The 17,400-nt window shown below is 46.8% G+C and carries 14 protein-coding genes and 1 other RNA gene; 6 read left to right on the top strand and 9 right to left on the bottom strand.

The window, feature by feature from the left end; translation table 11 throughout:
* Positions 1 to 604 precede the first annotated feature (604 nt).
* The 3 genes from QUB61_RS25340 to hpsJ-A all read left to right on the top strand — a co-directional run bounded on the left by QUB61_RS25340 (position 605) and on the right by hpsJ-A (position 4,095).
* Positions 605 to 1,408 carry a phytanoyl-CoA dioxygenase family protein gene (locus tag QUB61_RS25340; RefSeq protein ID WP_333132952.1) on the top strand — a complete coding sequence of 268 codons (804 nt, stop codon included), beginning with the start codon at positions 605 to 607 and terminating at the stop codon, positions 1,406 to 1,408.
* Positions 1,409 to 2,223: 815 nt separating this feature from the next.
* On the top strand, positions 2,224 to 3,204 hold the full coding sequence (locus tag QUB61_RS25345; RefSeq protein ID WP_333132953.1) for a PEP-CTERM sorting domain-containing protein: 981 nt from the start codon (positions 2,224 to 2,226) through the stop codon (positions 3,202 to 3,204).
* Between the two features lie 114 nt (positions 3,205 to 3,318).
* Positions 3,319 to 4,095, top strand: coding sequence for an HpsJ-like protein, cyanoexosortase A-associated (hpsJ-A, locus tag QUB61_RS25350; protein WP_333132954.1), 777 nt, complete (start codon positions 3,319 to 3,321; stop codon positions 4,093 to 4,095).
* 942 nt (positions 4,096 to 5,037) lie between these two features.
* On the opposite strand, the gene QUB61_RS25355 is transcribed toward hpsJ-A, so the two are convergent.
* The 7 genes from QUB61_RS25355 to QUB61_RS25385 form a co-directional block, all read right to left on the bottom strand.
* A complete protein-coding gene (locus QUB61_RS25355) occupies positions 5,038 to 7,233 on the bottom strand; it encodes a diguanylate cyclase domain-containing protein (RefSeq protein ID WP_333132955.1) in 2,196 nt (731 codons plus the stop codon).
* Entirely contained in the window at positions 7,230 to 7,838 is a 609-nt protein-coding gene (locus QUB61_RS25360) for a chemotaxis protein CheC (RefSeq protein WP_332953100.1), read from the bottom strand. The genes QUB61_RS25355 and QUB61_RS25360 overlap by 4 nt, the downstream gene beginning before the upstream one ends.
* Positions 7,835 to 8,212 carry a response regulator gene (locus tag QUB61_RS25365; protein WP_333132956.1) on the bottom strand — a complete coding sequence of 126 codons (378 nt, stop codon included), beginning with the start codon at positions 8,210 to 8,212 and terminating at the stop codon, positions 7,835 to 7,837. Before QUB61_RS25365 ends, QUB61_RS25360 begins: the two co-directional genes overlap by 4 nt.
* A 237-nt stretch (positions 8,213 to 8,449) precedes the next feature.
* Complete coding sequence (locus QUB61_RS25370) at positions 8,450 to 8,980, bottom strand: tetratricopeptide repeat protein (RefSeq protein WP_332953103.1); 531 nt, start codon at positions 8,978 to 8,980, stop codon at positions 8,450 to 8,452.
* Between the two features lie 273 nt (positions 8,981 to 9,253).
* Positions 9,254 to 9,610, bottom strand: a complete 357-nt coding sequence (gene rplT, locus QUB61_RS25375; RefSeq protein ID WP_333132957.1) for a 50S ribosomal protein L20 — start codon at positions 9,608 to 9,610, stop codon at positions 9,254 to 9,256.
* A gap of 19 nt (positions 9,611 to 9,629) precedes the next feature.
* Positions 9,630 to 9,827 carry a 50S ribosomal protein L35 gene (gene rpmI, locus QUB61_RS25380; RefSeq protein WP_006634164.1) on the bottom strand — a complete coding sequence of 66 codons (198 nt, stop codon included), beginning with the start codon at positions 9,825 to 9,827 and terminating at the stop codon, positions 9,630 to 9,632.
* Between the two features lie 482 nt (positions 9,828 to 10,309).
* A complete protein-coding gene (locus QUB61_RS25385; protein WP_333132958.1) occupies positions 10,310 to 10,912 on the bottom strand; it encodes a hypothetical protein in 603 nt (200 codons plus the stop codon).
* A gap of 54 nt (positions 10,913 to 10,966) precedes the next feature.
* Here QUB61_RS25385 and QUB61_RS25390 point away from each other — a divergent pair, with 54 nt between their 5' ends.
* Entirely contained in the window at positions 10,967 to 11,569 is a 603-nt protein-coding gene (locus QUB61_RS25390) for a hypothetical protein (RefSeq protein WP_333132959.1), read from the top strand.
* 337 nt (positions 11,570 to 11,906) lie between these two features.
* Here QUB61_RS25390 and ssrS read toward each other — a convergent pair.
* A non-coding RNA gene (gene ssrS / locus QUB61_RS25395) (6S RNA) lies at positions 11,907 to 12,093 on the bottom strand.
* Positions 12,094 to 12,143: 50 nt separating this feature from the next.
* Complete coding sequence (locus QUB61_RS25400; RefSeq protein WP_333132960.1) at positions 12,144 to 13,406, bottom strand: 5-(carboxyamino)imidazole ribonucleotide synthase; 1,263 nt, start codon at positions 13,404 to 13,406, stop codon at positions 12,144 to 12,146.
* A gap of 338 nt (positions 13,407 to 13,744) precedes the next feature.
* Between QUB61_RS25400 and purD the strand changes: the two genes are divergently transcribed.
* Together purD and QUB61_RS25410 are read left to right on the top strand one after the other, a co-directional pair.
* Positions 13,745 to 15,025: a phosphoribosylamine--glycine ligase gene (gene purD / locus QUB61_RS25405; RefSeq protein ID WP_333132961.1), complete on the top strand. Its 1,281-nt coding sequence runs from the start codon at positions 13,745 to 13,747 to the stop codon at positions 15,023 to 15,025.
* Positions 15,026 to 15,196: 171 nt separating this feature from the next.
* Positions 15,197 to 17,383, top strand: coding sequence for an ATP-binding protein (locus QUB61_RS25410; RefSeq protein ID WP_333132962.1), 2,187 nt, complete (start codon positions 15,197 to 15,199; stop codon positions 17,381 to 17,383).
* Positions 17,384 to 17,400: the final 17 nt, after the last annotated feature.

The raw sequence follows: 17,400 nt of genomic DNA on the forward strand, positions 1-17,400 counted from the left end.
GCCCATCCCACAAGAAAAAATAACTCTTGTGGGATGGGCATCTTGCCCGTCCTAGTTATTTTTGCAAGAGGTCTAATGTAAACGTTTTAGGCAAGCTCGATCGACCCTGCGGGCTATTTCAATTCTTCCGCGTGAAACACTACTTAGAAGATATCCTAGCCTGTCCTGTGAATTTGGGAACGGAGAAAGCTGAGAAAGCGTATTTACAATCGCCTGTTCTCCAGGAAGCGGTCCGCAGCTTCTAAAGATTGGCGACTTAGCATTTAATATAGCTCTGGTCGCTGTTAAGCGCATCAGGATTTTTATCTAATTTGAATAAAATAAGCACGAATACCGGCACCCTCGGTTTAAAAAATACAATCAGGGATAATACTTAGCAATAAAATGCTGAGTTAGCTGTTCCGCAACAATTTATTAAAATCAGCTTTATCTAATTTGAATAAAATAAGCACGAATACCGGCACCCTCGGTTTAAAAATTACAATCAGGGATAATACTTAGCAATAAAATGCTGAGTTAGCTGTTCCGTAACAATTTATTAAAATCAGCAATTTTAGCTTTCTACGCCACCACAAAAGCCGAATGAAATGCTAAAAATTAAAATATGAAGCAACAACGGTATAATCAACAACAAATTGAATCGTTCGCCCAAACGGTATTGAACGATGGCTATTGTGTGTTGCGCGATCACTTTTCCACCGCAACACTGAAGGTTTGGCGCGAAGCTTTTGCGCCCTTGCTACACGATCATATCGAGCGCGAAGGTAAACTTCGCAATCGCGGCCCAGCTCGTTATTATGTTACCCTTCCTTTCAACGCTCCCTTTGCCGATCCCAGTATTTATGAAGATGAGGATGTGCTAGCACTGGTTGAGCGTTTGGTGGGCGAAGATGCGGTGATGTGCCAGTTGGCGACAGACACGCCGTTGCTGGGTTCTGACTATCAAGAGGTGCACCGGGATGCGCCGCCGCTTTTCCCGGAAACTGGGAGAGAAACGCCGCCATTCCAACTAGCGGTTAACTTCCCACTGGTGGATATGACGCTGGAAAATGGCCCCTTTGAGGTGGTGCGGGGCACGCACACGATCTCCAAGGGGGAAGGGTTGCAGCGCCTGGAGTCGGGTGAGATCGAGTTAGAGCCGGTTTTGATGCAAGCGGGAGATGTGATGATCCGCGATGTGCGGGGGCTTCACCGAGGCACTCCTAACCGCACGGAAATACCGCGCCCGATGGTGGTGATTGGCTACAGCCGGCGCTGGTTAAATCGCCCGGAGGTTTGCATTCACATTCCCCGTGCTTCCTTCGATACTCTTTCGGAACGCGCCCGCCATTTATTGCGCTTTAATCCGATTGTGGAATCCCTGGAAGAGAAGCCGGAAGTTGAGGTTTATCAAGCGTTTGCTTACTAAAAAATAATGTGATAGGCGTTCGCCCTGTGACAGAAAAAGGGCGATCGCTTTTGCTTTTTTTTGAGATTCAACCGCTTGCAAAAGTCTCTAATTGGTAATTTGTCTTAAACAGAAGCCGTTAACTCATCTGTGTTTCTCTGTGGTAAAAAAAAGACTTTTAGAATTAACTTCGCCCAACAACGGCGTCGATTGGATGGGCGAATTGAGGGAACATTATTGTTAGATGGGGCCACTTAACAATTTCGACCCCATCTTTTTTGAGCTGCGAGTCGGGTAAATCCGCCACAGGCGGGGCAAATGAGGGGGGTTGTCACCCCGTGAAATTACGGACTCGGCATTTCCCCTTTATAAAGGTTTCATGAAGCTTAACATTTGACCTGTCGGAACAAAGTATAAATTTAAATTATTTGTATAACGAAATCTCGTGGTTACAGGAGGGCGGCTGTTTGAAGTTTTGTAAAATAACTGTGGCTAGTTTTCTTTGTTTTTAGCTAGCTACAGCTTTTTCTGTTGTAGGGTAAGCTTTGCAGGCTTAAGTACCAATAAAAATAACACTTAATTATTCTTTACGTGCATAAGTGTTTACATTGCTTAATCTTATAAAGATTCTGTGAAGATGGAACTTCACAGAATCTTGTTGTTGAAGATGTGTGTAGGGTGGGTACAAGAAGTTAAGTAGGAGCGAAAAACGCCCAGACTTTACGCTTAGTTCTAGTTCTCTTGACTTTTCAGTAATACACCTTAAACCTTTAGACGAGCGGGGCTATAGAAGGGGTATTTACTATAAAAAATTATTCCCCAAATAGGAGGAAAAGATGATAGGAAAGTTTAGTTTGAACGCAGTGTTGCCTACAAGTATTCTATTAACAACACTGTGCGGTGCAGATGCGCTTGCTTTTACGTTGGCTACACAGGATCTTTTTATCATTGACACTGTGCGTATAGCTTCTGGTGGAATGGAGATTGATCTAGCTCCTACATTAATTTCAAATGCCCTTAGCTCTCCAGAATCTACAGTTCTTTTTGCTGGCGGGGCTACATTCACATCGACTTCTGCATTCCCGGGAAAAGTTGTTGATATTAACAACGTTATCTTAGGGAATACAACTGTTATTCCTGGAGTTTTGTCTTTTGGGGGAAATCAATTTTTTAGCATACTAACAAGTTCGGATCTCGATGCCCTGGCTGAGACTCTTGGTATTAGCGACTCAGTTGAGCTCGATCTGACTACAGTTTTCCCTACGGATGTCAATGTAGGAGATGTGGGGCGAATGGATTACACAATGATTCAGCTAGGCAGTCCCTCAGATCCATCTTCTGAGTCCGGTTTATCACCATTAGAAGTGGCTGTTTCGAGGAGTAATGAAGGTCTAGTTTTTGGACCTTCCCTGGATAACATGACATTAGCTGAAATTTTTGATCAGCCCTTTGTTGTGTCACAAGGAAGTCTAAATTGGAAATTTATTGCCAAGGGATTAGTTGTTGCAGGAGTGACTGCAAAAGGCGCTTTAAAAGGTGCTGCTGTTGGCAGTACTGTACCTGGGCTGGGTACTGGTATTGGAGCAGCTCTGGGTGGAGGAGGTAGCTTCTTGATTAGTTCCGGCGCCGCAGTTCTGGCGAATATCAAGGGCGATAAGACGCCTGATCCCAAATTTACTACCATTATTCCCGACCCTGGCCCGGCTGTAGTCCCAGAACCCCTCACTATCTTTGGCTCACTTATGGCTTTAGGTGGTGGAGCTTTGCTTAAACGAAAGCATTCAAAAGGGTTCAAAAAAGCCCAATCACAAACCTAATCTACTACTAGAAAAACACCCTAATCACCCCTTCAACTCAATCCTGATGAAGGGGTTTGATCTTTCCATGCAAAGCATTGGCTCCTCTATCCCACCCAACTCAATCCTAAGCTTATGAATCAACCTGACGCCAATCAATCCCCATCCAGCCCATCCGCTTCTAATCCTCAATGGATGAAAACCGTGGAAGGATTAGAGGAGTTTAGTCTCAACCTCTTAGACTCAATGATTCTCCTCCGCTGGATAGGCTATGGTCTTTTAGTCTTCGCATTGTTCGACTTAATTGTCATCTTTATCCCTCTCAACTTAATGAATCGCCTCTGGGAATTTCAAGCCATGGGACAACTGGTTGAACGAGTTCCCTTATCCTTAGTTGGATTAGCATTAGTATTTTATGGTAAGGAAAATTACCGCTACAAATGGGAAATTTCCCTATTAAAAATATTATCCTGGCTCACCTTGTTCGTTGGCTTATTATATTTCCTGCTCATTCCTTGGAGCGTGGCTAACACCCTGCAAATTGACCGACAGTATCAAGCAGAAATTACCACTCAGGTTGACCAACGCCTACAACAAATTCAACAGGTTAACGATGCTATTGCCAAAACGACAACGAAAGAACAAATAGCGCAACTGTTGGGCCGTCTCGACAGGGAAGGGCGCATACCAAATCTGAAAGATTCCCAGCAATTAACCGAGGTCAAAAAGAAAGTTTCAGAATACATCGCTCAAGGCGAGAGTAAGATGAAAGCTGAAGCTCAAGCTACTCTGAATGTTCAGCGTTTAGAATTATTAAAAAACTCAGTCAAGTGGAATCTGGGAGCCTTAGTTTCCGGAGCCTTATTTATTTTCATTTGGCGGAATACCCGCTGGGCGCGGCGTCGTTGGTGAATCCAGGGACTATCAAGACGCCCAACTATAATTTAACCACTCCAGGAGTGTAAATTCACGAGATAATCATTACACACCTGGACAATCATGAAATCTACCCATCTCCACCAGGTCAAACTCTTAAAAATATCCCCATTCTGGCTCTTACCCATAGCCGCCAGCTCAATCACCGTTCTACACACACTATATCTCAGAGGTGAACAATACACTCACCAAGCACGAAGTTCCGCTTAAACAACAAAGTTTTACTCTTCGGATTAACCTGCTACCATTAGCGGCATAAAACCGATGTTGACGATAACTAATTATATCATGTCCGATCGATCGCCCATAATACAATTGCCGGGGCGGGTTTGTGAGATTGTTCGTTTTTGGCAAATATTATTGGTGAACCCGCCCCTACAGGAATCAGGGTAATCGACCGGACATGATATTACCCGGATTTGATCTCAATAATTGGAGCTATATCGGCCTAGTAATTCCTAACATCAGTTAATTTTATAGGGGAAACTGATGCCATTACATTTGAGGATTTTATTCTCCGAAAACCAGTACCGAAACTGTGGAAAGCGGTTTGTGTAGTGAGGAAAAATTGTAGTACACATATGGGAAAATAAGTAGATAAATCAATCAAAAAATTAGGGGAAATTAATATACTTATCGCCCTATTCACCGGATTTCTCACTCATTGAGAATTTATAGTCAAAATTTAAAAATATTCTCGGTTCTATCAAAACGACAAATTATCAACAATTAGGAAAGGCGATAGAGTTTGCATTCAGCCAAGTTTCTCACAAGATCTTTGGAACTTGTTTGCACGCTGCTGTTATGGTACCTCATCTATCTGATAAACGCTCGATCGGGGTTTGGAGCACGGGCCTACAGTGGCATTCTTTTTGCGGGCTGGTATAACTACTCGGAATCCACAAATATGGAAATTCCTCAAGCGCTTGTGGGAGAGGGCAAATTAGTATTGGGTATAGAAAAATCTACAGGAAGCATGGAAGCGGCTGTCCCGTTCGGCTTGCCAGCAGCAGGGTCGGGCTGGTAAAGTTCGATACGATCGCGCCCAAGTCGTTTAGCTTGATACAGCGCTTGATCGGCTGCGGCAATCAGAATTTCCGGTCCCGATTCAGATGCAGGAACAATACTCGCTACGCCCAGACTGAGAGTGACGCAGCGGCTGACCAGAGAACCAGCGTGAGGAAGCTGCAAAGCTGCGATTTTGAGCTGTATGTGTTCGGCTACCTTCACGGCGCCTTGAATCGCGGTATTTGGCAAAATAACGGCAAATTCTTCGCCTCCGTAGCGAGCTACTAAATCGGCGGGGCGATTGACTGCACTGCCGATCGCCCCGGCGACTTGCCGCAAACATTCGTCTCCCCCTGGGTGCCCGTAGGTATCGTTGTAACTTTTAAAAGAATCAATATCGCAGAGAATCAGGGACAGAGGCGTTTGTTCCCGCGCTTGTCTGCGCCACTCGGTTTCTAAATACTGATCGAATCGGCGGCGGTTTGCTAGCTGCGTGAGTTCATCTAAAGTGGCCAAGCGCTCTAACTTGAGGTTGGCCGCTTGCAACTGCTGGTATAGTTCTGCTTGCTTGATGGCGATCGCCAACTGGGTGGCCAGAGAAGACAGCAACTCTACTTCCAACTGCATCCACTGCCGGGGACTGCACTGGTGGGCCATCAGCAGCCCCCACAACTCCTCTCCTTGCACTAAAGGCACTACCAAATAAGCTCTCACGGCGAATTGTGCGAGCAAGTCAATTTGATATTGCGGCAAATCCGCGGCCAAGACATCGGCGATCGGTCGGATCGCCCGATGTCGGTACGCTTCGTGATAGAATTCGTCAAAACAGAAATTTTCCAGGGTTTCCCCCAACATCGGCTTGCAGTTGGGAGCTACAGATTCCACGGTTACCGCCCCCGTCGCCGGCGAGAGGCAGAAAGTGTCCGTACAGGGGTTGAAGCGGACGATCATCACTCGATCGGCCTGAAGGAAGTGGCGCACTTCGGTCACTGTCGTCCTGAGCACCTCGCCCAAATCCAGAGACTGGCGGATGTGCTGAGTAATCGTCGCCATCAGCAGTTCTCGCTCGTTCTGCTGCCGCAGCGCCTCTTCTGCCCGCTTGTACTCGGTGATATCTTGAGCGGTGCCGAAAATTTGTTTGGGCCAGCCGTCGGCTGTGCGGGCGAACACTTGATCGCGGGCGCGGAACCAGCGCCATTGGCCCGATCGATGTTTGAGCCGATAGTCCAACTCCAAAATATGCCCGTCTTGGGCCGAGGGAAATTTTTGCTGGTGGGCTTTGAGCCTCGGCAAATCTTCTGGGTACACCAAACTCGAGTACAAAGCAGTTTGCATCTGTAAAATTTCTTGGGGAGTGTAGCCCAGCAAATTAGAAGCTTGACCGTTGACGTAGACGTTCCGCTGTTCGGTCAAATCGTAGATGTAGAGCAAATAAGGCGCCGCGTCAGCAATCTGCTGGATGAAATGCTGGCTCGACCGCAATTCTTCCTCGACCCGCTGACGCACTTGCACTTCTTCCAAAGCTTGATCCCGCATGGTGCGGTAAGCTTGGATGCGGTGGGTGAGGTCGGTCACGTCTTGAATCACCAACAAGGCGTAAAACGATTGGCAGTTTGATGGCACAAAGCCGTAAGGCGAAGCTGAACTCCTCAAGTTTGAGGGCGATGCGTCATCAACAGCTTCTGGTTCTGGCAGCATACCTTCTGGTTCCAACTCAAGAGTCGATCGAACCAAGTCAGGAATATCCTGTTCTGCAGGGCCCGGTGAGAGTGCAGGAACAGCAGTCACAGTAGTTTGCTGGATGCGCTGCAGGCTGTCTTGCCAAGTTGCCGGAATCAGGTGTTTGTGAATTTGAGAAGAAAAAATTGTTGGCGGGCCTCCTGCAAAGATTTGCTGGAAGCGATTTGCGTACTTTAGCTGGCTCAGGTGAGGAAAAAAAGTTGTGATCTTTGTTCCCAAAATTTCGTCGCGGGGAATTTTCGTCCAGTCTTCGAGACAGGTATTCCAAAACAGCACCACAAAATCATCTCGCAGCAGGCAAGCGCCGACTGGTACGCTGTCAAGAACTCCAAACTTTTCCTCAATTGTTTTCTTCTCCTCAATCATAGACCCCCGGCAAGTTGATTGATAGCAGCCAACAAGGTATCAAAGGAACTGACATTGAAAATGAGGATGATATCTCCTTCAATCTGAAGCCTTTCAATCATGAAAGTCGTCTGGGCTAATAAAACAACTGTATCAGTACCTAAGCCGCCAGATGTCAGCAAAGTAGCGATCGTGCCTTCGGTATAATTGGGAATTGAGTAGTTCAGGCGCTGCTGAAGTAAATTGCTGATTGCACCCATGACCCCATTAATTACTATATTTCCCACTTCACTGAGGGTACCTATTTTGACTGAATCGAGATCGTGAGTTCCAGCTTCTTCCCCTGTGAGCATCGTCACGAGCATAGCCGCGCTGTCGGTGGGAAAGACTAGCTGGGCAAGGCCTCCAAAGGATCCTGTGAATTTTAGCTGGACGGCGGCGATTTGCTCGCCGTTGAGGTGCTCCTCTAACACTTCTTTCACGTCGTGAGGAGTTAGGATTTGAACGTAGGGAATTTGCAAGCGAATCGGGGAGTCGATCATGTCGTTCAAAATCCCTGCAGCTTGACCTATACCGATGTTGACGAGTTCCTGCAAAGCATCGAGCTGTCGAGCGGTTAATTTCATTGGGTGCTCTCCTGGCTGGCACTGAGAGCTTTTTTGATCCACCCGATCAGTTCGTCTGAGTTCGGCATTTTGTGAATGACTGCCAGGGCTCCGAGTTCCATGCACTCGGATTGGGTAGTTGCTTGGATGTCTGCGGTAATTACGATGACTGGAATTTTATATCCTCTATCGCGCATGGCCTGCAGGACTTCCCGACCTTCCATTTCCGGCATCAGCAGATCTAAGAGCATACAATTTGGGGCTTTAGTGCCGACCAGTTCTAGAGCTTCAGGCCCGCTGGATGCTTCCAAAATTTCGTATCCTTCAGCTCGCAGCATTTTGCAGATTACTTTGCGAGTCAACCAAGAATCTTCGACAACGAGAATTGATGTCACTATGTTCTCCTCCTTCTATTGTTTAGGACTGACCGGCGTTGCAGGTACTACTTTTATCTTGACAGTAATTTAAAGTGCTGGGACGGTGTGCGATCGAGATTGACTCGGAATTCCTGTTCTTAAAAACTAACGCATTAATGTGTTGGATAGTTTAGTATCTTGGACTATGGGAAGAAAAAACCCGGTTTCTGAATGAAACCAGGTTTGCGGGATCTGTATTGCTCCTAACATGGGCGCTCAATTATAGATTACCAAACGCTTCCGGAGCGACTCTACTCGCTGTTTGGCAGTCGCATTGTCTGGATCGCAGGCGAGAGCTTGTTCGTACATTTCCAAGGCTTGAGCTGTTAATTTCTTGCGCTCGTAGGCGTGACCCAGATTGTTGAGACAGGTAACGTATTCTGGCTGCAACTTCAGGGCTTCTTTGTACTGGCGGATCGCGATGTCGTACTGTTCTTGCCCGAAGTGTGCAAAACCGAGAGCGTTGTAAATAACGGCTTGATTTTCTTCGCCTTCTAAGTCTTTGGCTTTCAGGGCTTTTTGAAACAGTACGATCGCCTGGGAGTAAAGCTTCTTATCTAGATAGATACTTCCTAATTCGTAGTATTCCTGTGCTGTTCCTTTTTCTATAGTCAGCTTATTTTCTAAGCGTTCGAGAGACATTTCCAGCTTCCGAGTTTTGAGAATCTGGCGCACCACAAACCAGGAAGTGCTGCCGAGTATAGCGAGCAGGACTGACAGGTAAACAATGAGCAAATTACTATCCATGTTTTTCTTAAAATTAGGTAGGTCTGGGGAATGTTTTATTTATTTTAAGGCGCTAGCAATCTCTGAGATTTGCCTCTGCAACTGTATAAAAAACAAGGAAAGAGCGATCGACCGGCCCGATCGCGATTTCTGAAAAAGCCAGAATTCAGAAGTAAGAACAAAGAAGGAAATTTGGTCTCAACCTCCTAGATTTATCAGGAGTTTTCCTTCTCTGGCAGACAGTTAAATCTTTCTTACTTCTGCTTTCTGCATTCTGAAAAATGCAGCGAACTTTCACGCTCCGGCTCGATTGGCCATTTCCACAACTTTACCGAATGTTGCCGGGTCAATGATGGCCATTTGTGCCAGCATTTTGCGGTTGATTTCGATGTTGGCTTTCTTCATGTTGCCGATCAGTCTGCTGTAGCTCGTGCCGTGCTGGCGCGATGCGGCATTGATCCGAGCAATCCACAGGCGGCGGAAATCGCGTTTGCGTTTTTTGCGATCGCGATAACCGTTACGCAGGGCTTGCATCACCCGTTGGTTAGCTGTGCGGAACTGTTTCGACTGTGAGCCTCGGAAACCCTTGGCTAATTTGAGAATTTTTTTGCGGCGCGCTCTGGCGACATTACCGCGTTTTACCCGTGTCATCTTTAATTTCCGTTAAACTTTACAAGTATGGAAGCATTAACCGCACGTTAGCATCGTTGGTTTCGTCGATGACGACCAGCTTAGATAGACGGCTTTTGCGAGCTGAACTTTTGTGCTGTAGCAAGTGGCTTTTGTAAGCTTTACGGCGCACAATTTTACCGCTGCCGGTCGCTCTAAAGCGCTTTGCGGCTGCTTTGCGAGTTTTGAGTTTTGGCATGGACTGGTGTTATTTGGACACAAGGTTCTACCCTATCACGTTTTTGCTACTTTCTGCAAGGTCGATTTGCGGCTTGGGAGTTGGAGAGAGAGTCCGATGGGGAGATTTGGGGGTTGGGAGTTGGGGAGAGGGTCCGATGGGGAGAGAATTTGACAATTTTTTCTATTTAATACCTGTTTCAAAAAAGAATGCAACTGTAGGCCCGTACTCCAAAGCCTGGTAAGCTGTGTTGCATCTAGATTGCCTATGGTATTAGAGAGGGAGAGGGGGTGAAGGGGAGAGGGGGAGAGGATTTGACGATTTTTGATCGGGACTCGAAATATACAATTTAAATGCACAACAGCTTAGTCCTCAGTCATTCCCAATTCTTCAATTCTTTAATCTAAAATGTCAAATGGTATAACCTCACATAGCGGCACCAATGTCATCACCTTGGTTTCTTGCCACTTAGGTTTTAAAATTTTAGTTAACAGCCGATCGCCCTAACCGTCGCGAACCATCCAAACCAACATCCCCAGCAACGGTTCCACCGGGGGTACAGGATAGTCATTGAGGTCAATTGTCAGAGTTTTTGACTCCAACTTCAGAAATCTCCAAACAGTACCGCTGCTGACACTTCCGTAAATTGTGGCGATCGGGATATTGTTAATTTCATTAAACTTTTGAGCCGCCACCATTTGGGCCGCGCACTGTCCCAACCCAACTTTTAAATCAGCTTTTTTCGCTTCAACGATGACAACAGCAGGCGCTTCAATCAATATTTGTTCGGGAGAGCGACTGATTAAAAAATCGCAAACTCCGCTCAATCCTAATTCCGGTTCTACGGTAAAATCTTCTCCCGAAAATAGACTCACTTGCCGTTGCAAAATTTTTCTGACTTCGACTAAAATAGGACTAATAATCAGTTCCGATCGCGCTTTTTCAGAACCAGTAGCTGTAGCCAGGGGCAGTCCTTCAATTAGCGATTCCATCAAATATAAACTAGGAGCGATTGGGTCGGTTTGCGGCAGGAATCGCCCTGCTTCTACTGTGGTTAAGTCAAAATCGCGTTTAGCTTTTCTGAGTGTAAATTCACTGTAGAACATTGAAAAGCACCAATTTTATTGATGTAGCAGTTTATTAAATTTGAAATCAAAATCATGGCATACAGCGATTTTACACTGCGAAAGGTTAAGCAAAGCTTCGGATTGACGGCAGTTGAAGGCGGGCGCTTTTTGCCGGAAGTCGAGCCGATCGCCCCCAGTCCCATTTTAGCAGGTTTGTTGGAAGATACAGTGCCCTGGGCGATCGCAGTAGGAACGGAAAAAGCCAAATCAGAACTAATTATCGCTCCCGCGCTTTTGGAAGTCAAACGGTTGCTGAACCACCAAATCAGCGTATTTTCAGGTACTGATTTCACAGTCGATATCGCGGCGGGATTAAATGGAGTTTGCGGCTTTTTAATCAGCCGGTCTCCCGAACAATTTGAGATAGAAGCACCTGCGGTTGTGCTGGTAGAAGCTAAGCGAGATAACATCAACAGCGGTTTGGGGCAGTGCATCGCTGAAATGGTGGCGGCTCAAAGATTTAATGAAGCCAACAATAACCCAATTCCGACTATTTACGGTTCAGTAACTAGCGGCACTGCTTGGAGATTTATGAAACTCGAAGGGCAAATTGTTACTATTGATGTCAGGGACTATCCGTTTCCGCCTGTCGAGACAATTTTGTCCATGCTTGTCTGGATGGTACGGGAAGGTTGAGAAGAAGTCATTAGTCATTAGTCATTAGTCATTAGTCAGTAGTCATTAGTCAGTAGTCATTAGTCAGTAGTCATTAGTCAGTAGTCATTAGTCAGTAGTCATTAGTCATTAGTCAGTAGTCATTAGTCATTAGTCAGTAGTCATTAGTCAGTAGTCAGCAGTTATTTGCGATCGAAACTAATAATCAGTAATCAATAACCAATGCCCAATTCCCAATGCCCAATTCCCAATTCCCAATTCCCAATGCCCAATGCCCAATTCCCAATTACCAATTCCCAATTAAACAAAAAAATAGGCTAGCCATATTTCACAGCGCCTATCTCAATCAAAATTATAATGGCTCCCCGCAACGCCGTCTTACCTCAGCTTTTGACCTGGTATTCTACCAGGTGGGTACCGTGGCCCGTGCTTAAAGTTTCTGGGTACAAGCCCAGTTTACTGCTGCGCGAACATCTTGATTCCCTAGAGTTAAGAGTTATAGATCAAAAAAACATTATTGGCAGTCACCAACGTCGCAGTAGAACCTTTATTTAATATATACCAACTAACCCGATTTTGGCAAGCTTCGAGCAATTTAACTTGCATACCAGATGGATTCTACGGTTTGAGCGATCGCCAGTGCTGGCGATCGCCCCTGAGCCACCTTGTCCGCGTCGAGTACAACTGTAACGTGACCGAGTTTGCGACCGGGACGCGATACTTTCTTACCATACCAATGTACAAAAGCACCGCTGATTTGTGCCAGTTGTTTTCGTTGGGCTAAATAATCGGACTCAGCCGACTCGTAGCCGAGCAAATTTACCATGACAGCGCCTGCACATTTCAGATCCGAATTGCCTAAAGGCAGTTGACAAACTGCGCGCAAATGCTGTTCAAATTGTGAAGTTTCGCAGGCATCGATGGTAAAATGTCCCGAGTTGTGGGTGCGGGGTGCAATTTCATTGACTAACAGCTTATTGTCGGTGGTTAAAAATAATTCAATGCCGAATACGCCGACAGCTTGCAAACTGTTGAGGAGAGTGCGGGCGATCGCACTAGCTTCTGTTTTCACCTCTAAACTAATATCAGCAGGTGCAATCACCAGGCGGCAAACTTGATTTTGCTGTTGGGTTTCTACGATCGGATAAATCGCAATTTCTCCAGTTGCCGATCGAGCTGCAATTACAGCCAACTCGCGATCGAACGGCACAAACTCTTCCACTAGCAAAGACTGACCCTTGAGCTTAGCACGAATTGACTCAAGACTCCCCCGATCCTTAACAATAAAAGTACCTTGGCCGTCATAACCGTGGCGGCGAACTTTGACGACAAAGGGAAAGTCGATCGGTCCAGCATTCGAGTCTGCTTCAATCTGCACGCTGTCGGAACCAGAAATTGCCGGAAAGTCGATCGCCACCGCCTTAAACAATTCCGGGGGCAAATCCGCGCTGCAATCCCATTCCCAAAACCTCGGAGTTGGCAAACCCAAACCTTGTAAATAACAGCGTTGAACGTACTTATCCAACAAAGGAGAAAGCGACGACAAACTCGGCTGAAATAACACGCCTTGCCGTTCTAGCGGCCGCAAACCATCCAAATCCACAAACTCATTTTCAAAAGTAATAACATCGCAGCCATCCGCCAATTTAGCCGTAGACAAAACATCATCAACAGCCGCCAAAACAGAACCAGCAGCAACAGAAACTGCCGGGTCAGTAGCATGGGGAGTTTGCACTAACAATTCAATACCTAGCGCCCTAGCAGCATCCCCCATCATCGAAGCTAGCTGGCCGCCGCCGACAACGCCCACCCGCTTAAATTTGGCAGACGAACTCGCAGCGGTTTGATTTGATTTCATGTGAGTAAAATTCCGCAGAGTCAACCTGCCTATTTTATCGCTATTTGTCCCCGGATGAACTACAGTAATTGAAGAGTTAAAAGCCAGAAAATAGTTTTAATTGCATCATTAAATCGAGGCAGAACCCAGAAAAATTGGGCGGCTAAAGTCTTTAATTATTGCACGATCTCAGCCGTTGCGAAACAGAGAACGAGCCCCACCCCTCCAGAAAAATGCCACATCTAGCAATTGGCGATCGCCAAGCATGGCATAATTGACAGCACTGCAAAAAGCAGATAGAAAGGTGCAAACACTGAAAATCAGAGATTCAGGGAACAAAATTTATAGGTGAGGATACTGTGAAAGTTTTAGTTGTGGGAAACGGAGGTCGCGAACACGCGATCGCAAAAAAACTGCTAGAATCTACGCGGATTAAACAAGTATTCTGCGTACCGGGCAACGGCGGCACAGCTACCACCAAAGGCTGTCAAAATCTGTCGCTCAACATTGACGACTTCCAAGGCATCGAACGCTTTGTGATGGTCAACAACATCGGATTAGTCATCGTCGGCCCCGAATTGCCGCTATCGCTAGGCATCGCCGACTATTTCCAACAGCGAAAAATGATGATTTTCGGTCCCACCCAAGCCGGCGCCCAAATTGAATCCAGCAAATCCTGGGCCAAAGAATTGATGCTCGAAGCAGGCATCCCAACGCCCAAAGCTGCCGTATTTACAGACGCAGAAGCAGCCAAAGCATACGTTCTGGAACAAGGAACCCCAATAGTCATCAAAGCAGACGGACTCGCATCAGGCAAAGGAGTAACCGTTGCCACCACCGTCAAAATGGCTCACAGCGCCATCAACACAATTTTCCGAGGCGAATTCGGCACCGACAACATCCGAGTCGTCATCGAAGAATTCTTAACAGGTCAAGAAGTCTCGATTCTCGCCCTCACCGACGGCATCACAGTGGAACCGTTGCTGCCGGCCCAAGACCACAAAGCTATCGGCGAAGGCGACAAGGGAGCCAACACCGGCGGTATGGGAGCCTACGCCCCAGCGCCCATTGTCACGCCGGAACTCATGGAAAGGATTCAAGAAGAAATTCTCGAACCCACCCTCGCAGCACTGCAAAAACGCAAAATCGACTACCGGGGTGTACTCTACGCAGGTTTAATGATTACCCCCGAAGGAGAACCCAAAGTCTTAGAATTCAACTGCCGTTTCGGAGACCCGGAAACTCAAGCGGTTTTGTCGCTTCTGGAAACTCCTTTGGAAGATTTGGTGCTGGCGTGCTGTCAGCAGCGTCTCGGTGAATATTCTATTCGCTGGAAGTCGGGGGCTTCTGTGTGCGTAGTTTTGGCTTCTGGGGGCTATCCTGGAAGTTATCAAAAAGGCCAAGTTATTACAGGTATCAAGGAAGCTGAAGCCAAAGGAGCAGAAGTGTTTCACGCCGGCACCCATTTGAAGCAGCAGCAGTTGGTGAGCGACGGCGGCCGGGTTTTGGGCGTCACTGCGACGGGAGAAACTTTGGAACAAGCTATCTCCAAAGCTTATGCAGCAGTTGATTGCATCCAATTTGAAGGCGTCTACTGCCGCCGGGACATCGGCCGCCGAGCGCTGGGCGATAAAAATTAGGAATTGCGCCCTATTTCTGCCATCCGAAAGCGAAGCAATCTCAATGTAGAAATGTAACAATGAAGTTTGGTATCTCTGCGGTGGCGGTAGCGGACAAGTCGCAGCAGAAAATTCGATCGGGAGCCAACTGAATCGATCTTGCTTTTAATATTGAACTGGTGAACTGGTGAAATGCTGGCCATACTAAACAAAATCGGAGAAATTATTGCCCGCTGGTGGTCGGATTTTACCCTCCAGACCCGCCTGATGGCCGGTGCTACCCTCGTAGTGTCGTTAATTATGAGCGGCCTGACATTCTGGGCCGTGAATACTATCCAGCAAGATGCCCGACTTAACGATACTCGCTACGGTCGCGACCTCGGCCTGCTATTGGCGGCAAATGTGGCGCCGCTGATTGCCAAAAACGATCGCTCCGAAGTCGCCCGCTTTTCCCGCCAATTTTACAGCAGCACCTCCAGCGTCCGCTATATGCTTTACGCAGACGAAGCGGGGGATATTTTCCTGGGGATACCCTTTTCGGAATCCGAGGTGCAAACTTCCCTGACGCTGCGCCGCCAGATCAAACTTCCCGATAATTTTCTCGCCGATATTGAGGCGAGAAATTTAACTTCTTTGCCTTTGGTGCGGCAGCATTTGACGCCAGATGGAGAAGTTACCGATGTATTTGTTCCGTTAATTCATGAAGACAAATATTTGGGAGTTTTGGCGATCGGCATTAACCCCAATCCCGCAGCAGTTATCTCTTCAAATCTGACTAGGGATGTCACTTTAGCAGTATTCGTCACAATTTGGGTGATGGTAATTTTGGGGGCTGTATTTAATGCTCTGACAATTACTCAGCCGATCAAACAATTAGTCTTCGGGGTCAAAAACATCGCCAGTGGGGATTTTAAGCAGCGAGTCGATCTGCCTTTAGGGGGAGAATTGGGCGAGTTGATCGGCAGTTTTAACGAGATGGCCGAGAAACTAGAAAGTTATGAAGAACAAAATATTGAAGAGTTGACAGCGGAAAAAGCGAAGTTAGAAACTTTGGTTTCAACTATTGCTGACGGGGCGCTGTTGCTGGACGCAAATTTGCAGGTAATTTTAGTCAATCCGACGGGGAAGCGGATTTTTGGATGGGAAGGCAAAAATGCGATCGGAGCCAATGTTCTGAACATTTTACCTGCAGAAGTGCAGCAGGAGTTGGCCAGACCCCTGCACCAAATAGTGGCGGGCGATCTCGAAGGCGGCGAATTTCGCATCTCGATGAGCGAACCAGTCAACCGTACAATTCGGATTGTTTTAACTACTGTCATTCTGCACAAAGCGCCCGGTGCCGAACCGCTGTGCAGAAGCTGCGTCCGCCACGAGGAAGATACCTGTACCGAGCCGCAACGCCCGGTAGCTGTAGAGTGTACTTTCTACGAGCAAACCTCCAAGCATCAAGGTTCCGGACATTACCGGGAAAGTCTCAAAGGCATTGCAATGACAGTGCAGGACATCACTCGCGAAGTTGAACTCAATGAGGCTAAAAGCAATTTTATCAGCAATGTTTCTCACGAATTGAGAACGCCTTTATTTAATATCAAATCTTTTATCGAGACTCTCCACGAGTACGGAGAAGACCTTCTAGAAAGCGAGCGCAGGGAATTCCTAGAAATTGCCAATCGAGAAACCGATCGACTAACTCGTTTAGTTAACGACGTGTTAGACTTGTCGCGGCTCGAATCCTGCCGAGTTTATCACTTGGACGCTGTTGACCTCCCGCAAGCTGTAGAACAAACCCTGCGGACTTATCAGTTGAATGCTAAGGATAAAGGCATCGAATTAGAGCAACAAGTTGACCCGTATTTGCCACCTGCTTTAGGTCACTACGATTTGCTGCTGCAAGTATTTGCAAATTTAGTAGGAAATGCCTTAAAATTTACGCAACCCGGCGGCAAGGTGGCAATTCGAGCGTATTTGCTAGAGTCGGAGGCGGCTACCCACAAAGACGGCCAATCCGGGAGTCACAACTTGTCACCGAATGTCGGACATTTTCCGCTAGTGCGGGTTGAGATTTCTGATACTGGAATTGGCATAGATCCCGAAGACCAACAAGCAATTTTCGATCGCTTTTTCCGGGTAGAAAACCGAGTACACACTTTAGAAGGAACGGGATTGGGTCTTTCTATTGTCAGAAACATTATTGACAAGCACCACACTAAAATTAATTTAGTTAGCGAAGTTAATGTGGGTACGACTTTCTGGTTCGACTTGGCTGTTTATCAGCCGAAACAAACACTAGAGATGGAAAATTCTTGGCCAGTGCAAGCAACTGTGGAGAGTGAAACAAGTTCGAGTCATGTTAGATCGATTCCGGTCGCACCCGAATGATTGTTTCCCGTGGATGG

The sequence above is a fragment of the Microcoleus sp. C2D2 genome, assembly GCF_036702495.1.
Lineage (GTDB): Bacteria > Cyanobacteriota > Cyanobacteriia > Cyanobacteriales > Microcoleaceae > Microcoleus.

What these genes read in the sequence shown, in the direction of transcription:
- QUB61_RS25390 (WP_333132959.1), top strand. Translation starts at nt 10,967, where the DNA reads ATGGCATACAGCGATTTTACACTGCGAAAGGTTAAGCAAAGCTTCGGA.
- QUB61_RS25355 (WP_333132955.1), bottom strand. Translation starts at nt 7,233, where the DNA reads ATGATTGAGGAGAAGAAAACAATTGAGGAAAAGTTTGGAGTTCTTGAC.
- rplT (WP_333132957.1), bottom strand. Translation starts at nt 9,610, where the DNA reads ATGACACGGGTAAAACGCGGTAATGTCGCCAGAGCGCGCCGCAAAAAA.
- QUB61_RS25385 (WP_333132958.1), bottom strand. Translation starts at nt 10,912, where the DNA reads ATGTTCTACAGTGAATTTACACTCAGAAAAGCTAAACGCGATTTTGAC.
- QUB61_RS25360 (WP_332953100.1), bottom strand. Translation starts at nt 7,838, where the DNA reads ATGAAATTAACCGCTCGACAGCTCGATGCTTTGCAGGAACTCGTCAAC.
- QUB61_RS25400 (WP_333132960.1), bottom strand. Translation starts at nt 13,406, where the DNA reads ATGAAATCAAATCAAACCGCTGCGAGTTCGTCTGCCAAATTTAAGCGG.
- rpmI (WP_006634164.1), bottom strand. Translation starts at nt 9,827, where the DNA reads ATGCCAAAACTCAAAACTCGCAAAGCAGCCGCAAAGCGCTTTAGAGCG.
- QUB61_RS25370 (WP_332953103.1), bottom strand. Translation starts at nt 8,980, where the DNA reads ATGGATAGTAATTTGCTCATTGTTTACCTGTCAGTCCTGCTCGCTATA.
- hpsJ-A (WP_333132954.1), top strand. Translation starts at nt 3,319, where the DNA reads ATGAATCAACCTGACGCCAATCAATCCCCATCCAGCCCATCCGCTTCT.
- QUB61_RS25410 (WP_333132962.1), top strand. Translation starts at nt 15,197, where the DNA reads ATGCTGGCCATACTAAACAAAATCGGAGAAATTATTGCCCGCTGGTGG.
- QUB61_RS25345 (WP_333132953.1), top strand. Translation starts at nt 2,224, where the DNA reads ATGATAGGAAAGTTTAGTTTGAACGCAGTGTTGCCTACAAGTATTCTA.
- QUB61_RS25340 (WP_333132952.1), top strand. Translation starts at nt 605, where the DNA reads ATGAAGCAACAACGGTATAATCAACAACAAATTGAATCGTTCGCCCAA.